Raw genomic sequence first — 23674 nt, 5'->3', positions numbered from 1 at the left:
TTAGCTTGCCGGCGTGGACGACACACCCACCTGCGCGGGGCGCAAGAGCCGGTCGTACAGCATAAAGCCTTCTGCAGATACCTGGATGATGTCACCAGCGCGTGTTCCGGGCACGGGGGCCTCGAACATCGCCTCATGCACATTGGGGTCAAACCGATCGCCAACTTCTGGCGTGATCACCTGAATCCCGTGTTTCTGAAACACGTCCTTCAGCGCGCGCATGGTCAGTTCAACACCTTCCAGCAAAGCGCCTGCGACCTCTTTCTGCTCGTCGGTTGCGGCCTCAAGCGCGCGTTTCATATTGTCATAGACCGGCAGCATGTCACGAGCCAGTTTCGAGCCGCCATATTGTTCAGCATCGCGCCGTGCCTTGTCGCCGCGCTTGCGCGCGTTTTCCGCATCGGCCAATGCACGCATGAATTTGTCTTTGTAGTCGTCGCGCTCGGCGCGCAGCTCATCCAGCTCCAGCGCTTCTTCGCTGATCTCAGCAAATTCATCAGCCAGCTCTTCGGCCTCGGCCGTTGCGATATCGTCCAGAAAATCTTCGTTCTTGGGCTCTGCCATCTCTTACCCTCTAGCTCCGGTCGGATATCAGTTTGCCGACCAGTTGCGCCGTATAATCCACGATCGGCACGATCCGTCCATAATTCAGACGTGTGGGCCCGATGACCCCAACCGCACCGATTATCTTACGATCAGCGTTCATATATGGAGACACCACCAAAGAGGAACCCGAAAGTGAGAAAAGTTTGTTCTCAGACCCGATAAAAATGCGCACACCTTCGCCTTCTTCGGTCAATTCCAGAAATTCGGCTATGTCGCGCTTGCGTTCGAGGTCGTCAAACAGGGTGCGAATGCGCTCCAACTCATCTGCTTCGCCACGTTCACCCAGCAGATTCGCCCGCCCTCGGACGATCAAACGAGCCGAGTCGCCATCATCCCCGTCCCATGCGGCCATGCCGCTGTCGACCATTTCACGGGCCAGCACGTCAATTTCCTGTTTCCGCACATCGATCTGGGTCAGCATCTGACGGCGAACCTCGCTGATGGTGCGGCCCTCGATCAGCGCGTTCAGAAAATTCGCCGCTTCCCGCATCGAGCTGGGCGTTTGCCCGGGTGGCGGCTTGAACAGCCGGTTTTCCACCTGACCGTCGGAAAAGACCAAAACCACCAGGGCCCTGTCATGCCCAAGCGACACAAATTCGATATGTTTGATTTCCGCTTCGTGTTTCGGCGTCAAAACCAGCGAGGCCCCTTGTGTCACGTGTGACAAGGCCGCGCCGACACGGTCCAGCATCCCGCCGACATCCCCCGAGTTAGCGCCCAGTGTGTCGTCCAGCTTCTGCCGGTCATCCGCGCCCAGATCACCGACCTCCAGCAATCCGTCCACGAACATCCGTAACCCGTGTTGCGTCGGAATCCGCCCCGCACTGACATGAGGGCTGTCGAGCAGGCCCAGAAACTCAAGATCCTGCATCACATTGCGAACCGTCGCCGCACTGACTTTTTCCGACAAAGTGCGCGTCAGGGTACGGCTGCCGACAGGCTCACCGCTATCCAGATAGCTTTCGACGATCAGGCGAAACACCTCGCGCGACCGGTCATTCATCTCGTTCAGAATTTTGCTTGCGTCACTCATCGGCAATCCTCTGCTGGATGGCCATTAAATAGCAGGTAGGCGAAAGGTCAATCAGGGTTGCATCCTGACGCTGCGGGGCGGTATCCCCAAACCAGCAAACAAAGGAATTCCCATGCGACCCTCAGGACGTGATCTAAACGAAATGCGCGCCGTTTCAATCGAAACGGGATTTACCAAACATGCCGAAGGTTCCTGCCTGATTAAGATGGGCGATACCCATGTGTTGTGCACTGCCACGATCGAAGATCGCGTGCCACCGTTCATCAAGGGTTCGGGCCTGGGCTGGGTTACCGCTGAATACGGCATGCTGCCCCGTGCGACAAATACACGGATGCGGCGCGAGGCTGCCAGCGGTAAGCAGGGTGGTCGTACCGTGGAAATCCAGCGTTTGATCGGCCGTGCCCTGCGTGCAGGTGTCGATCGGGTTGCCTTGGGTGAACGCCAGATCACCGTCGACTGCGATGTGATCCAGGCCGATGGTGGCACCCGATGTGCCTCGATCACAGGCGGTTGGGTTGCGCTGCGTCTTGCGGTCAACAGGCTGATGAAAACGGGTGACGTGATCTCGGACCCGCTGGTTGACCCGGTTGCGGCCGTGTCCTGCGGTATTTACGCCGGTCAACCGGTGCTGGATCTGGATTACCCCGAAGACAGCGAAGCCGGCGTGGACGGCAACTTTATCATGACTGGGTCCGGCAAATTGATCGAAGTTCAAATGAGCGCCGAAGGCTCGGTCTTTAGCCGCGTTCAGATGGATCAACTAATGGATCTGGCTGAACAGGGCGTTAGTGAACTGGCTGCTGCGCAAAAGGCCGCCACCGCATGACCCGCAAGTTCGACGGCGACAGGTTGCTGGTGGCCACGCATAACAAAGGCAAGCTTGAGGAGATGGCACATCTGCTTGAACCCTTTGGCGTCAGTGTTATCGGCGCCGCGGACATGGACCTGCCTGAACCGGAAGAGACCGAGGATACATTCGTCGGCAATGCCCGGATCAAGGCCCATGCCGCCGCCAAAGCCACCGGCCTTCCTGCCCTGTCGGACGATTCCGGGATCGCCATCGACGCGCTTGACGGGGCGCCGGGCGTCTACACCGCCGATTGGGCAGAAACCGGCAATGGCCGCGATTTCCTAGTGGCGATGACACGCGCACATGGGGAGCTTGAGGCGAAGAACGCCGCCCATCCCCGCACCGCACAATTTCGTTGCACGCTGGTTTTGGCCTGGCCCGACGGGCATGATGAGGTGTTCGAAGGCATCGCCCCCGGCCATCTGGTCTGGCCCATTCGCGGTGCGGACGGCTTTGGTTATGATCCAATGTTTGTGCCCGAGGGTCATGACATTACCTTTGCCGAGATGGATCGCTGGGAAAAGAACAAGATCAGCCATCGCGGTCGCGCGGTTGAGATGTTCGTGAAAGGCTGCTTTGGCGGATGATTGGCGCAATGGGGGCTTTGGCCTGTATGTGCATTGGCCCTTTTGCGAGGCCAAATGCCCCTATTGCGATTTCAACAGCCATGTTTCAAGAAATATTGATCAAAAGCAATGGCTTGATGCATATCTGGTCGAGTTGCGCCGTAGTGCTTCCGAAACCCCCAACCGTGTCCTGAACACCATATTCTTTGGCGGCGGCACCCCGTCTCTGATGGATCCCGAAACCGTCGCCGCAGTGATTGATACCGCCCGCGCCCTTTGGCACGCCGCCAATGACATGGAAATCACACTTGAAGCCAATCCCGGCTCGGTCGAGGCGGGACGGTTCGCTGCCTACCAAGAAGCAGGCGTCAACCGTATCTCGATGGGGGTACAGGCGCTGAATGATGACGATTTGCGCCGGCTGGGCCGCATTCACAGCGTGGCCGAAGCGCGGGCTGCTTATGACATAGCCCGTCATTGTTTTGAACGGGTCAGCTTTGACCTGATCTATGCGCGGCAACATCAAACCCTTGATGCCTGGCGCGCAGAGTTGACCGAAGCCCTGTCGATGGCGGTCGATCACCTGTCGCTGTACCAACTGACCATAGAAGACGGAACCGCCTTTGGTGATCGCTATGCCGTGGGCAAGCTACGCGGCCTACCCTTGGATGATAGCGCCGCCGATATGTATCTGGCCACGCAAGAAATCTGCGAGGCTCATGGTCTGCCCGCCTATGAGGTATCGAACCACGCCCGCCCCGGCGCGGAATCACAGCACAATCTGATCTATTGGCGCTATGGTGACTATGTTGGCATTGGCCCCGGCGCCCATGGGCGGATCACCCAGAATGGCCAGAAATACGCGACTGAAACCTATCTGAATCCGCAGCGGTGGTTGGACGCGGCTTCCTGTGGTAGCGGAGAGAAAGAACGCGCCGCATTGTCGCGTGAAGACCAGGCAAGTGAATACCTTATAATGGGCCTTAGGATTACCGACGGGCTAGATATAGATAGATATACGGAAATATCAGGCCACCCCTTACCACAAGACCCATTGGGCCATCTTCAGGATATCGGCATGGTTCAAATGCTGGATGGTAAACTGATGGCCACAACCGACGGGCGGGCCGTCTTGAACGCGGTGATCCGCGAACTTTTGGGATAGACCATGCAATATCTGTGGGCAGGGCTTGGATTGTTATGCGTCGGGCTGGCCGCTGTTGGGGTGGTGCTTCCCCTACTACCAACGGTTCCATTTCTGCTACTCGCCGCCTTCTTCTTTGCCCGCTCGTCTTCACGGCTGCATAGCTGGCTGATAACGCACCGACTGTTTGGCCCAATGATCGTCGATTGGCAGAGTTCAGGCGCGATTCGTCCGGCCGCAAAAAAGGCGGCCACCCTGTCGGTCACCGCCGTATTTGGACTATCGGTCATGATGTCTGCGCCGTCTCATGTCCTGATCATCCAGGCGATTGTACTAGGCGGCGTGATGTTCTTTATCTGGACCCGCCCTAGCGGCTGAGCTTGGAACAAAGATCATCCAGTTGATCCAGGTTCTCATAGGTCAGGACCACCTGCCCCGTTTCCGAGCCCGCTTTGTGATTGATCGCCACTTTCATCGCTAGAATCGCGGAAAGATCCTTTTCCAGCGCCCGGGTATCCGCATCTTTACCCGCATTCAGATCCCGAGACCTTGGTGCCGGTCGGGCCGCATCCCCCTGCTGTTGCTTCTTCACCAGCGCTTCCGTTGCCCGCACCGACAGCCCGTCTTTGACAATTTGCTTTGCAAGATCCGAGGCATTCTCGGCCGTGATCAGCGTCCGTGCATGGCCAGCCGATAATTTTCCTTCTATTACAAGGGTTTGTACATCCATTGGCAGGGACAACAGGCGCAGCAAATTGGCAATATGACTGCGGCTTTTGCCCAATGCTTCAGCCAGCTTTTCTTGCGTATGACCAAAGCGGTCCATCAGCTGCTTATAGCCGGCCGCCTCTTCCACCGCATTCAAATCCGCGCGCTGAATGTTTTCGATAATGGCGACTTCCAGAACCTCAGTGTCATCAAAATCGCGAACGATAACGGGGATATCATGCAACTGCGCCATTTGCGCCGCGCGCCAGCGGCGTTCACCCGCGACGATTTCATAATCGCCTTCGGCAATCTCGCGGACGATCAGCGGCTGAATGATCCCCTTCTCTTTGACCGAAGCGGCAAGCTCATCCAGATGCTCCCGGGCAAAGGTGCGGCGCGGCTGATTTGGGTTTGCGTGAAGCTTTTCGATTGGAATCGTCAGGTCCGGCCGCCGTGAATCAGTTGGCACGCGTCCCTGGGGCTCTTGTGTGACATCTGCCATCAACGCCGAAAGCCCGCGACCCAACCCTCTTGGTTTTGATTTTCTGGCTGTCACAGGGTCCTCCTAGTACCGCTCAGACTGCGGTTTTATTGTTCTTATGCATGACTTCCCGGGCCAAATGCCGATAGGCCATCGCGCCCAGAGACCCCGAGTCATATTGCAAAACCGGCAACGCGTATGACGGAGCCTCACTGACCCGTACATTTCTGGGTATTTTGGTTTTAAATACCATCTCACCCAGATTGTCACGTGCGTCTTTTTCGACCTGACGGGACAAGTTGTTGCGGTTGTCATACATAGTCAGCACAACACCTTCGATTCTGAGGTCTGGATTCGCAGTCTGTCGCACCTCGCGAATGGTCAGCATGAGCTGGGACAAACCCTCTAATGCGAAGAACTCGCTTTGCAATGGCACCAGTACGGAATGCGCTGCGACCATCGCGTTTACCGTCAGAAGATTCAGCGATGGCGGACAGTCAATCAGGACGAAATCCAGATCGTACTTATCAATAGCAGTCTGGCGTAACGCATCATGCAGTAAATAGCTGCGTTTTTCGTTCGAAATCAGTTCGATATCGGCGGAACTGAGGTCTACCGTAGCGGGGACAACGAGAATGCCTTCAATCTCCGAGTCCTGAACGACCGCATCCAAAGGCGCATCATCCAGAATCAGGTCATAAGTTGTCCAATCTCGATCCTCGACACCTAAACCGGTTGAAGCATTCCCCTGTGGATCCAGATCAACCACTAAAACCCTGCATCCGGCCTCGGCCAGGCCTGCTGCCAAGTTTATGGCTGTTGTCGTCTTCCCAACCCCGCCCTTCTGGTTGGCTACCGCTATGATCCGGGGGCCTGAGGGACGAGATAGATCAACCACGTGATACTCCTTTGACCTTGAGGATGACGGCTTGGGGTTCTGTTAAACTTGTAATCGGATCACAGGTGAAATTCCATTCTTCCTGCGCATCCTGTACCTCTTTTTTCCAGCTTACACCTTTCGGCAACAAAGCGACGCCAGAATCGCCTAAATGTCTGTCACAAAAAGATAATAATACCCCGAGATCTGCCAAGGCGCGGGCAGACAAAACATCTGCATTCAGGGGGTCCACCGCTTCAATGCGTTTCGCCACCACTTTACAGTTTGCGCCACATTCCCGGGATACATTGCGTAAAAACGCAGATTTTCGCTGATCGCTTTCAACAAAGGTGAATTTTGCGTCTGGCGCTTCTTCGATCGCCATAATTGCACAAACCATACCGGGAAACCCGCCACCACTTCCAATATCAACCCAATGCGAAAAGTTCTCGGCACATCGAAAAACCTGAACGGAATCCAAAATGTGCCGTGTCCAGATTTCTGACAAGCTTTTGCGCGATACGAGGTTGATTTTCGGGTTCCAGCGCTCGACAAGGGCAACATATGTTGCCAGTCGATCAAATGTTTCACGTGAAACATTCAGACCGTCAAACAGCTCTTCCTTCATGCTTTGCGCACCCTCTGATCGCGGCGAAGCTTGGCCAACACCAGAGTCAGCGCAGCCGGTGTCACACCCTCTATCCGGCTTGCCTGCGCTACATTCTCGGGACGGGCATTGGACAACTTCTGCTTCATCTCTGACGACAGCCCATCCAATGCGAAGAAGTCAAAATCACGCGGAATCTCATAGGCTTCATCGCGTTTCATCGCTTCGACATCACGTCTCTGCCGCTCGATATAATTCGCATACAGCGCATCGCGTTCCACTTGCTGCCGAATGCCTGAATCAACGTCCTGCAACTCAGGAATCAAGGGAACAAGATCCTCAAAGCTCACATCAGGAAAGGCCAAAATCGCCATACCATCGCGGCGATTGCCATCCTGATTGACCTCGATACCAGCTTCTCGCACTTCTTTCGGAGTATAGGTATGATCTGTGAGCTTCTTTTTCGCAGCCCCCAACTTCTCCATCTTTTCAGAGAAGTGCTTGCGGCGTGTCTCGCTTACGCAACCTAGGCGTAGGCCAATAGGTGTCAGTCGTTGGTCGGCATTATCGGCGCGCAAAGACAATCTAAACTCTGCCCGTGAGGTAAACATCCGATAAGGTTCCGCCACTCCGCGAGTAGTCAGGTCATCGACCATGACGCCAATATAACTGTCGGAACGCGTGAAATGGATTGGATCCCGACCCAAGACCTGAAGGGCAGCATTGAGGCCAGCCACCATTCCCTGAGCTGCAGCTTCCTCATATCCTGTGGTGCCGTTAATCTGACCCGCAAGATATAGTCCTGGCGCCTCAGGCAACGACAGTGATGATGTCAGAACGCGAGGATCTACGTAGTCATATTCGATGGCGTAGCCAGGTTGGAGGATCTCTGCCTTTTCCAGCCCCTTAATGGATCTGACATAGTCGACCTGAACATCCTGCGGCAGTGAGGTAGAAATTCCATTCGGATAGATTGTGTGATCATTCACACCTTCTGGCTCGAGGAAAATTTGATGAGATTCCTTATCAGCAAACCGCACAATCTTATCTTCGATCGAAGGGCAATATCTGGGGCCTATACCGTCAATATGCCCCCCATACATCGCCGATCTGGAAAGGTTCTTTTCAATGATCTCATGTGTTCTGGCATTGGTATGCGTAATCCCGCAAGAAATCTGCGGCGCCACCACCCCCATCGAGAGGAATGAGAACAGCGTAGGTTCATCATCGCCGTCCTGACTTTCGAGACCTGACCAATCAATCGTCCGACCATCCAGCCGGGGCGGTGTCCCCGTTTTCAAGCGTCCTAGCGGCAGGTTAAGGCTATCCAAACGCTCGGCCAGCTTTACCGAGGGACGGTCCCCCATACGGCCGCCAGGGCGCGATACGTCACCAATGTGAATAACCCCTCGCAAAAATGTCCCAGACGTCAGGATCACAGCGCTGGCCCGTATTTCAGACTCATCCGCCAATCGAATTCCGGTAACAGCAGATCCATTCACCAGGAAATCTGTCACCTCGCCGACTACGACGCTGAGGTTCGGCTGTGCCGTGGTTTCTCGCTGCATCGCAGCTCGGTACAAAGCCCTGTCTGCCTGCGTTCTGGGCCCCTGCACAGCGGGGCCTTTACGGCGATTCAGCAAACGAAACTGAATTCCCGCCTGGTCTGCGACGCGCCCCATCACCCCGTCCAACGCGTCAATTTCGCGAACAAGATGCCCTTTCCCGAGGCCCCCAATAGCCGGGTTACAGGACATTACGCCGATATCAGTGGCCGACAGAGTCACAAGGGCGGTAGTCGCACCCATCCGGGCGGCCGCATGGGCCGCCTCTGTTCCGGCGTGGCCCGCTCCGATAACGACGACGTCAAAATCTGAATGTTTCACGTGAAACACTCCTTACTTTCCCAGGCAGAAGCTTGAGAATATTTCATCCAACAAGTCTTCTACACCAATTCTGCCAACCAAAGCTTCCAAAGCGCGGATCGCGGTCCTCAGTTCCTCGGCTGCAATATCATACAGGTCGGGACCTGATTCCAGAACAGCGATTGCAGCACTAAGTGCGTCGCGCGCTGTGATCAGCGCTATACGATGCCTTTCACGCGTGGCGATACCATGGGTAGTAGTACGATCACCCAAAACACGCGATATGTTGGAAATCAACCGATCCACACCCTGCCCGGTTTTCCCTGAGATTCCTTCATCAGAACTGTTTCTCAGATCGGATTTCGGAAGAACCTGAATATCTCCTTCCAACATCTGAACGCCCAGCTCTTTTGGATCATCAGTCAGAAATACGCGCAGATCGGCGGCCTCGGCGCGCTTTTTGGCTCGCTCAATTCCCAGGCTTTCGACGTGATCGTCGGTTTCCCGCAAGCCCGCTGTATCCAACAAAGTAACGGGAAGTCCCTCAAGGTCCATTCGAACTTCAATCACATCGCGCGTAGTGCCGGCATATTCCGACGTGATCGCTGCATCGCGACCGGCCAGAGCGTTCAGCAATGTCGACTTTCCAGCATTTGGCAAGCCAACAATCGCAACCTCGAACCCGGTTCGAATGCGTTCTGCAATACGAACCCCTTCAGCTTCACGTTGTAGATCTGCAATGACATCTGTGATCAACTGGCGCACTTCAGGGGTAACATCGGTTGGCACCTCTTCATCGGCAAAATCAATCACTGCCTCAAGCAGCGATGCGGCGCGAATCAAATCGCGCCGCCAGCGTTCAGCCAAATTCCCAAGCTCTCCGGCCAGAATGATCTGTGCCTGCTTGCGTTGAGCCTCTGTCTCAGCGTCGATCAGATCGGCAAGGCCCTCGACCTGTGTCAAATCCATTTTGCCGTTTTCCAAGGCACGGCGGGTGAATTCCCCGGGATCAGCCAGGCGCAAACCATCCATGTCCGCAAGGCAGCGCATGACGGCGTTGACCGCCGCTGTACTGCCGTGAATCTGTAGCTCTGCCACGTCTTCGCCAGTAAAGCTGGCCGGGGCCTGGAAGGTCAGAACTACACCATCATCCAGGCGCGATCCGTCTTTTCCATACAAGCTGCGTACCCGCATCCCGCGGGAGGGCAAAGCAGCACCGGAAAGAGCAGCCGCGGCAGGATGCGCCAAGGGGCCCGAGAGACGGATGACCGCCACCCCTGCCTTGCCTTGCGCGCTGGCCAAGGCGAATATCGTATCCATTCGACCGCCTCGCTTGCGTCCAGGACCTGTGTCAGGTGTTCATCGAATCGAAGAACTCGCCATTTGTCTTGGTCTGTTTCAACTTGGACAACAGGAACTCGATCGCATCGGTAGTGCCCATCGGGTTCAGGATACGGCGCAGAACAAAGGTCTTGGCCAGATCACCCTTATCGACCAGCAAATCCTCTTTCCGCGTACCGGATTTGAGGATGTCGATAGCCGGGAACACGCGCTTATCTGCGATCTTACGATCCAGAACAATTTCCGAATTACCGGTGCCTTTGAATTCTTCGAAGATGACTTCGTCCATCCGGCTTCCGGTATCGATCAGCGCGGTGGCGATGATGGTCAGCGAGCCGCCCTCTTCGATATTCCGTGCCGCACCGAAGAAGCGCTTGGGCCTTTGCAAGGCGTTTGCATCGACACCACCGGTCAGAACCTTACCCGAGGATGGAACCACGGTATTAAATGCCCTACCAAGTCTTGTGATCGAGTCGAGAAGAATAACAACATCTCGTTTATGTTCGACCAAACGCTTGGCTTTTTCGATAACCATCTCAGATACGGCAACGTGGCGGGTGGCGGGTTCATCAAAGGTCGACGACACGACCTCGCCCTTCACCGAACGCTGCATGTCGGTCACTTCTTCCGGCCGCTCGTCGATCAGTAGGACGATCAGATAGCACTCAGGGTGGTTCTTTTCGATCGAGTTCGCAATATTCTGCAGGATCACCGTCTTACCGGTCCGTGGCGGTGCCACAATCAACGACCGCTGACCTTTACCGATCGGCGAAACCAGATCGATGACACGGGCGGACTTGTCCTTGATGGTTGGATCTTCGACTTCCATCTTCAGGCGCTCATCCGGATAAAGCGGTGTCAGGTTGTCGAAAGCAACTTTATGCCTGGCTTTCTCGGGATCTTCGAAATTGATCTTGGTGACCTTGATCAGTGCGAAATACCGTTCGTTCTCGTCCGGCGCCTTGATATCACCTTCGACCGTATCACCGGTGCGCAACGAATGCTGGCGGATCATTTCTGGCGAGACATAGATATCATCAGGACCGGGCAAATAGTTCGCCTCGGGCGAACGCAGGAACCCGAACCCATCTTGCAGAACCTCAAGTACGCCATCGCCGCCCACGGTCCAGCCTTCATCTGCGCGTTCGCGCAGAATCTGGAACATCATCTCGCCTTTTCGCATGGTCGAGGCGTTTTCGATCTCAAGCTCTTCGGCCATCGCCAGAAGGTCTTTGGGGCTTTTGGCTTTCAGATCGGCCAGATTGAGGGATTCATTAGACATGATGATAAGAACCTTGGCCGCATGGATGCGGCTCGGACTGGAATTTCAATACGGAAGATACGCCGCCCGGACGGGCGTGTTACGCGATAAATAAGCACTTACCTACAAAGAGTCAAATAGCTGCTCAGAACTTCAGAACGACCGCCAGAACGATGATAACCATCAAAATAGTGGGCACCTCGTTCATCATGCGATACTGCCGCCCAGTGAGCGTATTTCGGCCCTCTAAGAAGTCCTTTCGACGTACCATCAGCCAGTAGTGGAACCAAGTCATCGCAATCACTGCTGCGCCTTTGACCCAGGGCCAGGCAAAATCCCAGCCGACTATGCCTGGTGTGAATACCATGATCAGGCCGCAGGCCCAGGCCACGTACATCGCCGGGCGCATGATCACCCGCAGCAGCTTTTCTTCCATTTCAAAGAAGATCTCCTGCGCCCCGTCAACGCCTTGGGCTTTTTCTACGTGATAGACGTACAATCTAGGCAGATAGAACAAACCGGCCATCCAAGAGATCACGGCCATGATGTGCAGGGACTTCACCCAAGGATAGATGGTGAAAAGAAGATCAGTCATTCCAGCTCCGGGCGTGGTTTGGATCTCTCCCTATAAAAAAAATAGGAAAAGAGAAAGGATGATGGTTTTGTAGGGAGATCAAATTCCGTGGATTACTTATTTACCCATCTGTTTTCCCCAGGTGGATAGTTTCACCCGAGAACTGGGTGTTTCTGTTGATTTCATAAAAAACTACAATAAAACAATATGTTATGAATATTTAATGCGTAGACTTCCGGGGATAACTTGATGAATAAGCTGGGATATCCCGCTTGTCCCGATGTTCAAAGTTATCCTTGTCCAGACTGGACAGGGTTCGGGCGACTCATAGAAGTTTTTCGCGAAAACACCGGGCTTGCGTGTCAACAGGAAAACCATACAAACCATCCTTGAACGATCAACCATTTGCTCAGGGGGTTTTCCACATTTCTGTCCCCATCATATTGGCCTCGGGGTCATCCATTCGTGCGCAGTTGCTAGAGAATGCGGGCGTGCGGTTTACCGTTCAAACTGCACGCGTGGACGAAGAGACCGCCAAACGGGCTTTGCTGGCCGAAGAGGCATCTCCACGTGATATTGCCGATACTCTGGCAGAGATGAAAGCCCGCAAGGTCAGCGACAAGGTGCCGGGGCCGATGGTTCTGGGATGTGATCAGGTGCTGGATTTCGAAGGTCAGCTTTTGTCCAAACCGCAATCGCCCGAGGATGCGCTGGCGCAGCTCAAAGCGATGCGGGGCAAGCGGCATATGCTGTTATCCGCAGCCGTCATCTATCAGAATGGCGAGCCGATCTGGCGACATGTAGGTCAGGTGCGCCTGCGGATGAGGATGAGTTCGGACGCCTATCTACGCGACTATGTTGCGCGCAACTGGGACAGCATCCGCCACGCAGTCGGGGCCTATAAGCTTGAGGAAGAAGGCGTGCGGCTGTTCGCAACCATTGACGGTGACTATTTTAACGTTTTGGGTATGCCCCTATTGGAGCTGTTGAATTTTCTGGCGGTCAAAGGGGTGATTGATCAATGAGTGGCAAGCAGATCCCGCTGGCGGGTGTGATCGGGCATCCGATTTCCCATTCGAAATCCCCAATACTGCATGGCCATTGGCTGAAAACTTATGGCCTGGCCGGTCACTATATCCCCATGGATGTCGCACCGGATGATCTTGAGGCTGTTCTACGAACTTTGCCCAAAGCCGGATTTGTCGGGGCCAACATCACAGTGCCCCATAAAGAGGTGGCCTTGGATCTGGCGGATACGGCTTCGGACCGGGCCAAGCAGATCGGGGCTGCTAATACGCTTGTGTTTCAGCCCGACGGTTCGATCCATGCGGATAACACCGATGGGTACGGGTTCATGCAGAACCTGCGCAGCGGCGCCCCAGATTGGATTCCAGCGGATGGTCCCGCGGTTGTCTTTGGTGCCGGAGGCGCCGCGCGTGCTGTTCTTCAAGCGTTGGTCGATGCAGGTGTGCCCGAGATTTTCTTGACCAATCGGACGCGCACACGTGCAGATCGCCTGAAGGAAGAGTTTGGTACGACCATAACGGTGGTGGATTGGTTGAAAGCGGGCAACGTGGTTGAAGATGCGGAACTTGTGGTCAACACAAGTTCGCTTGGGATGCACGGCCAGCCCGAGCTGCGGGTGCCTCTGGACGGGTTACAGCCCGGTGCCATAGTCACCGATCTGGTCTATGCGCCACTTAAGACACGCTTGCTGGAAACAGCAGAACAGGCGGGATGCACACCCGTAGATGGCCTTGGCATGTTGTTGCATCAGGCCGTACCTGGGTTTGAAAGCTGGTTTGGGGTGCGCCCTGAAGTCACTTCTGATTTGCGTGCTGCGGTGCTGGGATGAGCTTTGCACTTGGCCTGACCGGTTCTATCGGCATGGGAAAAAGCACAACTGCCAGCATGTTCGTCGACGAAGGCTGTGCGTTGTGGGACGCAGATGCCGCCGTGCATCGGCTATACGCGCGTGGCGGGACAGCGATCAAGCCGATGCGTAGGGCGTTTCCTGAGGCCATTATCGACGGCGCGGTTAGCCGGGAAGTATTGAAACGGCTCATTTCAGCAGACCCGGCAGCGCTGAAAGCGATTGAGGCCGTTGTTCACCCGCTGGTGGCGGCGGATCGAGCGGCGTTCCGGGAACAAGCCACCGCAGATATTCTGGTTTTCGATATTCCCCTGCTATTTGAAACCGATGGAGATGCGGCGATGGATGCGGTCGCCTGTGTCTCGGTCCCGGCTGACGAGCAGAAACGCCGCGTGATGGCGCGCGGTACCATGACCGAGGCGCAGTTCGAGCAGATCAAAGCCAAGCAGATGCCGAATGACGAAAAATGCGCGCGGTCTGATTTTGTGATCGTCACGGACAGTCTGGACCACGCCCGCGCGCAAGTGCAGGATGTGGTTAGACAGATACGGGCAGGGCTGACAGATGCGTGAGATCGTACTCGATACAGAAACCACAGGCTTTGATCCTGAAAGCGGCGACCGGATTGTGGAAATCGGTGCGGTTGAGCTTTGGAATCACGTCGCCACGGGCGAAACCTATCACGTCTATATCAACCCCCAACGGTTCATGCCCGAAGAGGCGTTTGGCGTGCATGGCATTGGCCCGGACTTGCTGGAACCGCCCCGCCCGGTGGAAAAAGGTCAGGTCACGCTGAAGGACAAGCCGGTTTTTGCCAAGGTTGGTCAGGGGTTTCGGGATTTTGTCGCTGACTCGAAACTGGTGATCCACAATGCGTCATTCGACATGAAGTTTCTGAATGCCGAGCTGGGCTGGATGGGACTGCCGCCGATCCCGATGGATCAGGCACTGGACACGCTGGCGATTGCGCGCAAACGGTTTCCGGGCTCGCCCGCCTCGCTGGATGCATTGTGCCGGCGGTTCAACATAGACAACTCGAACCGGGTCTTGCACGGGGCGTTGCTTGACTCTGAAATTCTGGCTGAGGTCTATCTTGAGCTGATCGGCGGACGTCAGCCAGATTTCGGGCTTTCGACCTCTGTGTCGTCTTCCGCTGGCGGAGCAGAAGAGTGGCGGCCATCGCCGCGCAAAGATGCCTTGCCGTCCCGGATCACCCAAGACGAGCGCGCGGCGCATGAGAAATTTATTGATAAACTGGGCGAAAACGCCCTTTGGTCCCGCGCCTGAGGTCACTCCGGCGCGGGGAGGCCTGATTAGGCCTGAGTCTTTTGCGTCTCGGCCTGGCGACGCATCAATTCATTCCGGTACAGGCTGACAAAATCAATATTGTCCAGGTTAACCGGCGGGTATCCTCCATCGCGCGTGATGTCGCTGACGATGCGGCGCAGGAACGGGAACAGCATGCGCGGGCATTCGATCATCAGGAACGGATGCAGCTGGTCTTCGGCGACACCCTCCACATGGAACAGGCCGCAATAATCCAGCTCGCACAGGAACAGGATGTCTTCCATGCCCTTGGCTTTGGATTTGAGGTTCAGCTTGATCGACACCTCGTATTGATGCTCAGCCGGGCGCTTTTTGGCGTCCAGATTGACCTGAACCGCGATCTCGGGCTGGACATCGCCAGACACGCCTTTTTGCGCCATCACGTTTTCAAAGGACATATCGCGAATGAATTGTCCCAGAACGCGCATCTGGATCTGGGGTGCGGTCTGGGCCGCGGTGTTTTCTTGGGCGCCGTCTTCGGCCATGGGTCTACTCCGAAACTGAAATTCGCCACTGCTTAGCAAGTTGGGCGAGGCACCTCAATGCTGGTGCGGCCCTTCGACCCATTTCGATGGCTTTGACGGGTTCTGACGGGGGCGAACCTCGGTGTATTCACCGTCGATCACATCGCCCTGGGTCGATGCTTGGGGCTCGGTCCTGAACTGCGTCCCGCCGCCCATCTGAAACTGCGTGATTGTGACCTTCGAGCGGAGATAACGGAATACAGAGACCCGGACGCCAGGGATTAACAGCGCAAATCCAACGGCATCGGTGAAAAACCCCGGTGTCAGCAGCAAGACACCAGACAGCAAGATCATCGCGCCATGGGCCAAAGGTTCGGTCGGGTCGTCAAGCTCTGCAAAGGATCGTTGCAGGTTTTCCAACGCCATGCGACCTTGTGTCCGCACCAAAGCGGTACCCAGAACGGCCGTTAGAACCACAATCGCAAGGGTTGGCCATAGTCCGATTAGCCCACCAACCTGAATGAACAGGCCGATTTCGATGATCGGAACAAGTAAAAAAGCCAGGAACAGGTACATTTGCATTATCCTTTACTGCAGGTCGGGCGGTAGACTTGTCCCGAACTGTCACCTACATAGTGGCAAGAGGCCGTGTATACAAAGTCGCGGTCTGACCAAGAGGATGAAATGAACGAACCAATGATCCAGTTGCTGGTCCTGGCCGGAATTGCCGTTTTCCTGATCCTGCGCCTGAAAAGCGTACTGGGTACACGTGAGGGTTTTGAGAAACCCCCGCTTCAACAACAGTCCGACGCCAATAAGTCGCGCCGTGATTTTGAGGTGATTGAGGGCGGGCCAGATCACGACATTACCGATCACGTGCCCGAGGACAGCGAACAGGCGCAGACCCTATCCGCTATGAAACGGATCGAGCCGGGCTTTTCGGTGGGTGAATTTGTTCAGGGCTCTCGCGGCGCTTATGAGATGATCGTCATGGGGTTCGAAAAGGGCAATCTGGATGAAATCCAGCCCTTCCTGTCGGAAGAGGTGTTCGAAACCTTTGTTTCGGTCGTTGCCGCGCGCGAGGATCAGGGGCTGACCATCGAGGCCGAATTTATCGGTGTGCGCGAAACCACACTGGCAGATGTGAGCTTTGACAAGGATACCAACCAGGCCGAAATCACCATGAAATTTGTTGGTGAGCTGACTTCGGCCGTGCGGGATCGTGGTGGCGATATCATCGAGGGCAACCCAAACACGGTTAAACGTCAAAAGGACAGCTGGACCTTTGCCCGCGTTATGGGCTCGGACGATCCGAACTGGCTGCTTGTTGCCACGGACGCATGATTGCAGCGTTTCGGTCGCTTTTCCTGGTGGCTGTCATGACCACCTCTGCCAGTGCCGAGGTGACACGATCCATACTGTCCTATGATGACCTGAATGGTTGGGCCGCCGATGATCACGGGGCGGCCCTTTCGGTTTTTCTGAACACGTGCGGTGATCTGGATGATCCGGACTGGCAGGCATTGTGCGGCGTGGCACGCACCTATAAGCCCGATGCGGCCCGGTCATTTTTTGAGCTGTTCTTCCGTCCCGTTCTGGTCGAAGACGGGAAGGATGGCCTGTTCACAGGCTATTTTGAACCCGAACTGGACGGGTCCAAAACCAGATCGGAGCGGTATAAATACCCGATCTATAAAATGCCTCCTGAGGCGCGCGGAGCCGAAAAATGGTTATCCCGTCGCGATCTGCTGACCGGTGATGTCATGCAGGGCCGCGGTCTTGAAATCGCCTGGGTGGACGACCCAGTCGAGCTGTTCTTTCTGCAGATTCAGGGTTCAGGTCGTATCCGGTTGCCCGATGGGAAGGCGCTGCGGGTCGGTTATGGGGGTGCCAACGGGCATCCTTATCGTTCGATCGGGTCCGAACTGATCCGGCGCGGTGCCCTGGGTGCGCATCAGGTCAGTGCGCAGATGATCAAATCCTGGGTCCGCAAGAATCCCGAGGCGGGTACCGAATTGCTGTTTCACAACCCGTCTTATGTGTTCTTCCGCGAGGTGAATCGTGTTGCACCGGAATTTGGCCCTCTGGGTGCGATGAACCGTTCGGTCACCACCATGCGCAGCATTGCCGCCGATCCGGTATACACACCGCTGGGTGCTCCAGTCTGGGTCGAAAAGGATGGCAAGGACCCTTTGCGCAGGCTGATGATCGCTCAGGATACCGGGTCGGCCATCAAGGGCGCACAACGGGCTGATATTTTCTTTGGAACCGGCGATGCCGCAGGGGCCGCAGCGGGGCGCCTGAAAGATCCGGGGCGCATGGTGGTTCTGCTGCCGATTCAGCGCGCATATGCTCTTTTACCGGACGAGTTCTGATGTCGCGCCGCAAATTGACCCCTGACGAAATGGATCTGTGGCGCAAAGTGACCAAACAGGCAGATCGCCTGCATCCCGAACTCCCGCAGTCCGTGCACCCCACCTCATTGCCCAGGCCGAAACCCACAAAGACCTTTAAGCCCCGGATCGAGGCGTTTGAAGTCGGGCAGAACGCGGCTGGCAGGGGTGTACGGCATGTGTTGAAACCATCCGTTACCGAAGGGTTACGCGCCAACCCGGTGCAAATGGACAGCAAGGCTTTTGCCCGGATGAAACGTGGCAAGCTCCGACCCGAGGGCAAGTTGGACTTGCATGGCTTGCGGATGGACACAGCCTATCCGGCACTGGTGCGCTTTGTGCTAACCGCGCAGGCTTCGGGCAAGCGTCTGGTTCTGGTGGTGACCGGAAAGGGCAAGGATCGGGACGAGCCCGGCCCCATCCCCACTCCGCGCGGCGTCTTGCGTAATCAGGTACCGCAATGGCTGTCACTGCCGCCCTTGGCACAGGCTGTGATGCAGGTGACGCCCGCGCATATCAGCCATGGTGGCGACGGGGCCTATTACGTCTATCTGCGTCGCAGTCGCTAAAGCGTGCGTGCGGCGCGGCTGATTCCAATCCAGGTCAGCAGACAAACCAGCAGGAAGAAGACGCCGATCCACAGGAACTGCGTGTCCAGAGGAACCCCCTGATCAATCAACACGCCGGTCAGTCCGGGGCCAATCGCCGACCCAAGGACCATGACCGCAGTGGCCATGGCCTTGATCGCGCCAATATGACGGGTTCCATAGAATTCCGCCCAGAACGCACTGGGCAAGGTGCTGTTTGCGCCGACGGTAAGCCCCAGAAAGACCAATGCAGCAACCGCACCCCCAATCGAGGTGCTTGCAGCCGCCAACATGAAGCCGATAGCTATTGGCACCTGATAGAAGGGCATCATTCGGGCGGTTCCCCATTTATCCAGTGCCCATCCCGCGACAAACATCGAGATCAGGGAAACACCTGTGTAGACGGGAAACAGCGCCACCAACTCGATATGTTGCCAGCCTTTGACCTCGGCCAGATGGACCTGATGAAAGAAGAATGCGGTGATAAAGGCAGAAGGACCCAGCAAGGCGGGGGCCATGAACCAGAACAACGGGTTCAGCAAAGCGTCGGTGCGTGTCCAGTGCCGCCCCTGCATACCTGCTGCTGAGTACTCGCTGGCCAGACTTTGCGGTGTGCGCTCTTGCCGAAGCAAGCGCAGCAGAATCGGAATGCCGGCCACACAAATACCTGCCGAGATGATCCAGAGCAGGCGCCAATCCAAAAACACCATCGCAGCGACAAAGATTACCGGCAAAAGCGCTTCGCCAACCGCAAATCCGACCGAGGCGATCGACAAGGCCTTGCCGCGCGTTGTGGTAAACCAACGCGCCATCGCGACCAAGGCAAGATGGGTGCTCATCCCTTGCCCGAACAGGCGCAACAGGAAGATCACCAGCGGTAGCAGGATCAGCCAGCGGTTCAACGCCATCGCTAGCGCCGCCACGGCTAGCCCAGCCAGGACAGCGGGGCCGAGCACACGCACCCGGAAGATATCCGTAAGCCCGCCCGCCCAGATCATGATGATGGCGGATGCGGTCGTACCCAGCGAATAGATCCCACCCCAGGCTCCATGGCTCAACCCGAACGTCGCACGAATTTCGCCGGAAAAGATCGAGATGAAGAACGTTTGCCCAAAACAGGACAGAAAAGTCAGCAGAACTCCGGCGCCAAGCCATGAGGCATTTGCTTTCAGATAATGCCCCAGGTGAAAGGACATTACGGAGAGCTGACCTTGGCCTGCCCGGTCTCGGTCAGCTCAATCTCGGTCGCCCCGGTCGGGTTGCGGACCTCGGCGGGGGCGATCACGTCAATTCCGCGTTGCCTGCCAAAGGTGCTGCTGACTCGCCGCGCGGAATTGATGATCGCAAGAAGCGCCGGAGAGGTTGCGGCCACAAAATGAGAAGACCCGGCATCGCTGTTGAAGGCGGTCGTATCCAGAATACTGATCTTATATTCGGACAGCGCATCGGCCGAGCTGATATTTCCCAGACGTTCGCTTTTGGCGGTACCGTGCAGGCGTGCGGATATACTCAGCAGCCTGTCTTTGCGTGAGATCATCACAATGAACGGGTCAGGCAGCGTTTTGATGCTGTCCATCTGCGACCGGAACAGATCGACATCCAGATCCGGTGCGATCAGAACAACCCCTTCGATATTCCGATGCGACCAGCCCGGTTCGCGCAGCTCGGCCTGCCGCATCATCTCCATCGTCAGGGCGGTGCCCATGGAATGCGCCACAAGGATAACCCGATCGACCCCCATTGATTTCAGCTGGCGAACAGTTTGTTCCAGACCATCACGGGCGAACAGCATGCTGTCGATGTCATAGGCATAGCCATAACCCGTTGCCTGGCTTGGCCAGGAATAGACCATGGTTTCACCCGGTATTTCCAGATCATGTTCCAACTGCGCGGCGCGGAACACTGTTTCCGACTGGGTCGTGTTATAGCCGTGGATAAAGATCGAAACCTCGTCCACACCTCTTAGTCGCGAGGCAAGGCCCTGGGGTCCAGCAAGCTCGTCTTCATCAGCCATCACGAACTGATTTTCCGGGTCCGGGTCGGCATAGGAAAAATCCAATGTCCCGGGTGTGTGATTGGGTGGAATCGAGACCGTCATCTCGAGAAACTGCAGCTGATCGCTGCGGCGGTACCCATAGGATCCGTCCGCTTCGCGCGCGCGGGTGGTTGCTGCGTAAATGGTTTTGGGCGTGCCAATCTCCAGTGCCGAGGGCACGGTTTGAGATACGGTCCGGTCGACACATGCGGCTAGCGTTGCCGCAGTCAGGACAAAAATAATATAGCGCAGCACCTGTCGCCCCCTAAGGAATTTGCGCACACGCTACTCTATTCTGATCCCAGGTCCAGCGGGGTCAATGACACGGACCGGCAAAAACCGGCTGGAGATATTACAGAACGTAACGGCTGAGGTCCGTAGACTTTGTCAGCTCACCCAGATTGTCGTCAACGAACTGTGCATTCACGGTGATTTCCAAACCGGCCTGATCGGGGGCTGTGAAAGACAATTCCTCGAATACGCGCTCCATCACGGTGTAAAGCCGACGTGCACCGATATTCTCGACGCTTTGGTTCACATCCGCTGCGATTTTCGCCAGGGCTGCGATGCCGTCCTCGGTAAAGCTGACCGTGACATCCTCGGTGCCCATCAAGGCAGTGTACTGGCGGGTCAGCGCGTTGTCTGTCTCGGTCAGGATGCGGACGAAATCCTCTTCGGTCAGTGCGCGCAGCTCGACACGGATCGGCAGGCGCCCCTGCAGTTCCGGCAACAGGTCGGATGGTTTGGCAATATGAAACGCGCCTGAGGCAATGAAAAGAATGTGGTCGGTTTTGACCGGCCCATGCTTGGTGGAGACGGTTGTGCCTTCGATCAGAGGCAACAGGTCACGCTGCACCCCCTCTCGGCTGACATCACCGCCGCGTGCGTCCGAACGGGCGCAAACCTTGTCGATCTCGTCCAGAAACACGATGCCGTTCTGTTCAACCGATTCCAGCGCCGCGCGGTTTACGGTTTCGTCATCCAACAGTTTGTCGGCCTCTTCTCCGATCAGCATGTCATAGCTTTCGGCGACGGTCAGGCGTTTCTTGACGGTGCGCCCGCCAAAGGCCTTGCCGAAAATATCGCCCAAATTCATCATCCCCATCTGACTGCCGGGTTGGCCAGGGATATCGAACATCGGCATCTGGCTTGAGGTATCCGTCAGTTCCAGCTCGATCACTGTGTCGTCCAGCTCTCCGGATTTGAGCTTTTTGCGGAACATCTCGCGGGTGCCCTCACGTGCGTCTTCCCCGGCAATGGCAGTAATCACCCGGTCTTCGGCGGCCTGATGGGCCTTGGCTTTGACGTCCTCACGCATGAATTCACGGGTCTGCAGGATCGCGGCATCGGCCAGATCACGCACGATCTGTTCCACATCGCGGCCAACATATCCAACCTCGGTGAATTTGGTGGCCTCGACCTTGATGAAGGGTGCGCGGGCCAACTTGGCCAAACGCCGGCTGATCTCAGTCTTGCCAACGCCGGTGGGGCCGATCATCAGGATATTCTTGGGATAAACCTCATCCCGGATGTCATCAGCCAGTTGCTTGCGCCGCCAGCGATTACGCAGCGCCACGGCGACTGCACGCTTGGCATCCTTCTGCCCGATGATAAAGCGATCCAGTTCCGAGACAATCTCGCGCGGGGTCAGGTCGGTCACGGGGGCAGTCCTTTCGGTCGGCATAAGTTGGCTGCGGTCTAGGTAATCACCGCAACGGCGAAAACAACAGCGGCAGCGTTGGTTAGCAATGCCCCACCCGGTTTGCAAATGCTTTCCATAGGTAAAGCGCCCGGCCTCTGTTACAGTGATTTCAAAGCGTTGAGAGCCCGGAGCGCGGAAATGACCAAGATTGCCAAGATCACCCTGCTGTTTGTCGTGTTTGTCGACCTGATCGGGCAAGGGTTGGTCTTTCCGATCATCAACTCACTGATCATGGAGACGAAATCGGGGTTCCTGCCTGAAAACACGGCCATGGGCACCCGGCATTTCTACTACGGCTTGGTGATTGGCTGTTTCTTTCTGTCCTGGTTTCTGGGCGTGGTCTATGTCTCTAAGGTTTCAGATTCCATTGGTCGCAAGAACGCGCTGCTAGTGTGTCTGGGAGGGGCATTGATAGGTTATGCGCTGACCATCACTGCGCTGTATCTCAACAGCCTTTTGCTGTTGATTGTCGGCCGGTCGATCACCGGGTTCACAGCTGGCAACCAGCCTATCGCGCAGGCGGCAATGATTGACGGCAGCACCGATGCCGCTGACCGCGACCGCAACATGGGCTATATCGTGACAGGTGTCAGCTTTGGCCTGGTTGGCGGTCCCATTATTGGCGCGGTCCTGTCGGACTCGGCCCTGCTGGGCAGCGCGGCGACGCTGAAAACGCCATTCTACGGCGCCTTTGTTCTGGTGTTGATCGCCATTTTCCTTGTCGCCGCGTATTTCAAGGATACCCGGACCGAGCGTGAGCCCTTTGTCTTTCGCCCCCGCGATATCACCGACAGCCTGATAGCGGTGCGCGAACATCCGATGGTTCTGAAAATCATGCCGGTCTATGGCCTGTTCATGATCGCCAATGTGACCTTCTATGTGTTTGTCGACAACTTCCTGACCAGCGCATTTGGATACGGGGTCATCGGCGGCAGCATGGCCATGGTCGTCATTGGGGTTGCGCTGGCCTTTTCCAGCACCTTCCTGGTCAAACCTGCGCAGGAACGGTTCAGCAAACACCAGATCATCTATGTCTCACTGGTTGTGATGGTGATCAGCGGCCTAGGTTTCGCCTTCAGCCCCAGCGGTGTGCTGAGCTATGTCCCGGTCTTTTTCTTCTATTTCTTCTTTGGCGTCTCATACCCGACACTGCTGGGCCTGTTTTCCTCCAGTGTCAGCGACACCGATCAAGGCTGGGTCATGGGGGTGACCACGGCCGTCTTCTGTCTGGCCGGGGGCGTCATGTCCCTGATCGGCGGCGGGTTGATGAGTATCGACATCCGACTGCCCTACTACATCGTGATCCTGACCGCCCTGTTGGGGCTGGTCGGGATGCATATGCGGTGGAAGGGCAAAGAGATCCGAGAGCTGTTGGCCTGAG

General features: G+C 56.2%; 26 protein-coding genes. 12 read left to right on the top strand and 14 right to left on the bottom strand.

The annotated features are described in order from the left end of the window. Nucleotides 1-564: a nucleotide exchange factor GrpE gene (locus AC2FH0_RS16875; protein ID WP_142637400.1), complete on the bottom strand. Its 564-nt coding sequence runs from the start codon at nucleotides 562-564 to the stop codon at nucleotides 1-3. 10 nt (nucleotides 565-574) lie between these two features. Then, nucleotides 575-1639 (bottom strand): heat-inducible transcriptional repressor HrcA, encoded by a 1065-nt coding sequence (gene hrcA / locus AC2FH0_RS16870; RefSeq protein WP_496690208.1) that lies wholly within the window; start codon nucleotides 1637-1639, stop codon nucleotides 575-577. 112 nt (nucleotides 1640-1751) lie between these two features. Here hrcA and rph point away from each other — a divergent pair, with 112 nt between their 5' ends. Genes rph through AC2FH0_RS16850 form a run of 4 tightly spaced genes read left to right on the top strand, consistent with a single transcriptional unit; the run spans nucleotide 1752 to nucleotide 4577 of the window. Then, nucleotides 1752-2465 carry a ribonuclease PH gene (gene rph, locus AC2FH0_RS16865; RefSeq protein WP_496702897.1) on the top strand — a complete coding sequence of 238 codons (714 nt, stop codon included), beginning with the start codon at nucleotides 1752-1754 and terminating at the stop codon, nucleotides 2463-2465. Beyond that, nucleotides 2462-3076, top strand: a complete 615-nt coding sequence (gene rdgB / locus AC2FH0_RS16860; protein WP_496707368.1) for an RdgB/HAM1 family non-canonical purine NTP pyrophosphatase — start codon at nucleotides 2462-2464, stop codon at nucleotides 3074-3076. The genes rph and rdgB overlap by 4 nt, the downstream gene beginning before the upstream one ends. After that, nucleotides 3066-4220: a radical SAM family heme chaperone HemW gene (gene hemW, locus AC2FH0_RS16855; RefSeq protein WP_496692600.1), complete on the top strand. Its 1155-nt coding sequence runs from the start codon at nucleotides 3066-3068 to the stop codon at nucleotides 4218-4220. The genes rdgB and hemW overlap by 11 nt, the downstream gene beginning before the upstream one ends. Nucleotides 4221-4223: 3 nt before the next feature. Beyond that, nucleotides 4224-4577 carry a YbaN family protein gene (locus tag AC2FH0_RS16850; protein ID WP_142637410.1) on the top strand — a complete coding sequence of 118 codons (354 nt, stop codon included), beginning with the start codon at nucleotides 4224-4226 and terminating at the stop codon, nucleotides 4575-4577. On the opposite strand, the gene AC2FH0_RS16845 is transcribed toward AC2FH0_RS16850, so the two are convergent. From AC2FH0_RS16845 to AC2FH0_RS16815, 7 genes are all read right to left on the bottom strand, one after another. Continuing rightward, nucleotides 4567-5463 carry a ParB/RepB/Spo0J family partition protein gene (locus tag AC2FH0_RS16845; protein WP_142637412.1) on the bottom strand — a complete coding sequence of 299 codons (897 nt, stop codon included), beginning with the start codon at nucleotides 5461-5463 and terminating at the stop codon, nucleotides 4567-4569. The genes AC2FH0_RS16850 and AC2FH0_RS16845 overlap by 11 nt on opposite strands. A gap of 19 nt (nucleotides 5464-5482) precedes the next feature. Further along, on the bottom strand, nucleotides 5483-6286 hold the full coding sequence (locus AC2FH0_RS16840; protein WP_142637414.1) for a ParA family protein: 804 nt from the start codon (nucleotides 6284-6286) through the stop codon (nucleotides 5483-5485). Further along, nucleotides 6279-6893 carry a 16S rRNA (guanine(527)-N(7))-methyltransferase RsmG gene (rsmG, locus tag AC2FH0_RS16835; protein ID WP_142637416.1) on the bottom strand — a complete coding sequence of 205 codons (615 nt, stop codon included), beginning with the start codon at nucleotides 6891-6893 and terminating at the stop codon, nucleotides 6279-6281. The genes AC2FH0_RS16840 and rsmG overlap by 8 nt, the downstream gene beginning before the upstream one ends. Next, nucleotides 6890-8758 carry a tRNA uridine-5-carboxymethylaminomethyl(34) synthesis enzyme MnmG gene (gene mnmG / locus AC2FH0_RS16830; protein WP_496709505.1) on the bottom strand — a complete coding sequence of 623 codons (1869 nt, stop codon included), beginning with the start codon at nucleotides 8756-8758 and terminating at the stop codon, nucleotides 6890-6892. The genes rsmG and mnmG overlap by 4 nt, the downstream gene beginning before the upstream one ends. Before the next feature lie 12 nt (nucleotides 8759-8770). Next, entirely contained in the window at nucleotides 8771-10057 is a 1287-nt protein-coding gene (gene mnmE / locus AC2FH0_RS16825) for a tRNA uridine-5-carboxymethylaminomethyl(34) synthesis GTPase MnmE (RefSeq protein WP_496698689.1), read from the bottom strand. 31 nt (nucleotides 10058-10088) lie between these two features. Further along, entirely contained in the window at nucleotides 10089-11360 is a 1272-nt protein-coding gene (rho, locus tag AC2FH0_RS16820; RefSeq protein ID WP_142637421.1) for a transcription termination factor Rho, read from the bottom strand. Nucleotides 11361-11484: 124 nt separating this feature from the next. After that, nucleotides 11485-11934: a CopD family protein gene (locus tag AC2FH0_RS16815; protein WP_142637422.1), complete on the bottom strand. Its 450-nt coding sequence runs from the start codon at nucleotides 11932-11934 to the stop codon at nucleotides 11485-11487. Nucleotides 11935-12338: 404 nt separating this feature from the next. Between AC2FH0_RS16815 and AC2FH0_RS16810 the strand changes: the two genes are divergently transcribed. Genes AC2FH0_RS16810 through dnaQ form a run of 4 tightly spaced genes read left to right on the top strand, consistent with a single transcriptional unit; the run spans nucleotide 12339 to nucleotide 15073 of the window. Then, complete coding sequence (locus AC2FH0_RS16810; RefSeq protein ID WP_142637605.1) at nucleotides 12339-12938, top strand: Maf family protein; 600 nt, start codon at nucleotides 12339-12341, stop codon at nucleotides 12936-12938. Then, complete coding sequence (locus tag AC2FH0_RS16805; protein ID WP_496692597.1) at nucleotides 12935-13768, top strand: shikimate dehydrogenase; 834 nt, start codon at nucleotides 12935-12937, stop codon at nucleotides 13766-13768. The genes AC2FH0_RS16810 and AC2FH0_RS16805 overlap by 4 nt, the downstream gene beginning before the upstream one ends. Next, nucleotides 13765-14358, top strand: a complete 594-nt coding sequence (coaE, locus tag AC2FH0_RS16800) for a dephospho-CoA kinase (RefSeq protein ID WP_496789894.1) — start codon at nucleotides 13765-13767, stop codon at nucleotides 14356-14358. The genes AC2FH0_RS16805 and coaE overlap by 4 nt, the downstream gene beginning before the upstream one ends. Continuing rightward, nucleotides 14351-15073, top strand: coding sequence for a DNA polymerase III subunit epsilon (gene dnaQ, locus AC2FH0_RS16795; RefSeq protein WP_496752281.1), 723 nt, complete (start codon nucleotides 14351-14353; stop codon nucleotides 15071-15073). Before coaE ends, dnaQ begins: the two co-directional genes overlap by 8 nt. Before the next feature lie 26 nt (nucleotides 15074-15099). Here dnaQ and secB read toward each other — a convergent pair whose 3' ends face one another. Together secB and AC2FH0_RS16785 are read right to left on the bottom strand one after the other, a co-directional pair. Then, nucleotides 15100-15597 (bottom strand): protein-export chaperone SecB, encoded by a 498-nt coding sequence (gene secB / locus AC2FH0_RS16790; protein WP_142637430.1) that lies wholly within the window; start codon nucleotides 15595-15597, stop codon nucleotides 15100-15102. Nucleotides 15598-15651: 54 nt separating this feature from the next. Beyond that, nucleotides 15652-16152, bottom strand: a complete 501-nt coding sequence (locus AC2FH0_RS16785; protein WP_496690198.1) for an FxsA family protein — start codon at nucleotides 16150-16152, stop codon at nucleotides 15652-15654. Between the two features lie 108 nt (nucleotides 16153-16260). Here AC2FH0_RS16785 and AC2FH0_RS16780 point away from each other — a divergent pair, with 108 nt between their 5' ends. The 3 genes from AC2FH0_RS16780 to AC2FH0_RS16770 are packed head-to-tail and all read left to right on the top strand — an operon-like array spanning nucleotide 16261 to nucleotide 18538. Then, a complete protein-coding gene (locus AC2FH0_RS16780; RefSeq protein WP_496752279.1) occupies nucleotides 16261-16920 on the top strand; it encodes a Tim44/TimA family putative adaptor protein in 660 nt (219 codons plus the stop codon). After that, on the top strand, nucleotides 16917-17951 hold the full coding sequence (gene mltA, locus AC2FH0_RS16775) for a murein transglycosylase A (RefSeq protein ID WP_496692595.1): 1035 nt from the start codon (nucleotides 16917-16919) through the stop codon (nucleotides 17949-17951). The genes AC2FH0_RS16780 and mltA overlap by 4 nt, the downstream gene beginning before the upstream one ends. Next, nucleotides 17951-18538, top strand: a complete 588-nt coding sequence (locus AC2FH0_RS16770; protein ID WP_496750939.1) for a Smr/MutS family protein — start codon at nucleotides 17951-17953, stop codon at nucleotides 18536-18538. The genes mltA and AC2FH0_RS16770 overlap by 1 nt, the downstream gene beginning before the upstream one ends. On the opposite strand, the gene AC2FH0_RS16765 is transcribed toward AC2FH0_RS16770, so the two are convergent. From AC2FH0_RS16765 to hslU, 3 genes are all read right to left on the bottom strand, one after another. Continuing rightward, nucleotides 18535-19752 carry an MFS transporter gene (locus AC2FH0_RS16765; protein ID WP_271950632.1) on the bottom strand — a complete coding sequence of 406 codons (1218 nt, stop codon included), beginning with the start codon at nucleotides 19750-19752 and terminating at the stop codon, nucleotides 18535-18537. The genes AC2FH0_RS16770 and AC2FH0_RS16765 overlap by 4 nt on opposite strands. Continuing rightward, nucleotides 19752-20846, bottom strand: a complete 1095-nt coding sequence (locus AC2FH0_RS16760) for an alpha/beta hydrolase (RefSeq protein WP_496789893.1) — start codon at nucleotides 20844-20846, stop codon at nucleotides 19752-19754. The genes AC2FH0_RS16765 and AC2FH0_RS16760 overlap by 1 nt, the downstream gene beginning before the upstream one ends. A 97-nt stretch (nucleotides 20847-20943) precedes the next feature. Further along, the gene (hslU, locus tag AC2FH0_RS16755) at nucleotides 20944-22251 is read right to left on the bottom strand and encodes an ATP-dependent protease ATPase subunit HslU (RefSeq protein ID WP_142637444.1); all 1308 of its coding nucleotides are present in this window, start codon (nucleotides 22249-22251) and stop codon (nucleotides 20944-20946) included. Between the two features lie 180 nt (nucleotides 22252-22431). Here hslU and AC2FH0_RS16750 point away from each other — a divergent pair, with 180 nt between their 5' ends. Then, nucleotides 22432-23673, top strand: coding sequence for an MFS transporter (locus AC2FH0_RS16750; protein ID WP_142637445.1), 1242 nt, complete (start codon nucleotides 22432-22434; stop codon nucleotides 23671-23673). The last annotated feature ends 1 nt before the right edge of the window (nucleotide 23674 follow it).

The organism is Ruegeria sp. CDSC051 (genome assembly GCF_059610665.1).
The sequence above is the reverse complement of the archived record's forward strand: the minus strand, read 5'-3'. Positions and strand labels throughout refer to the sequence as shown.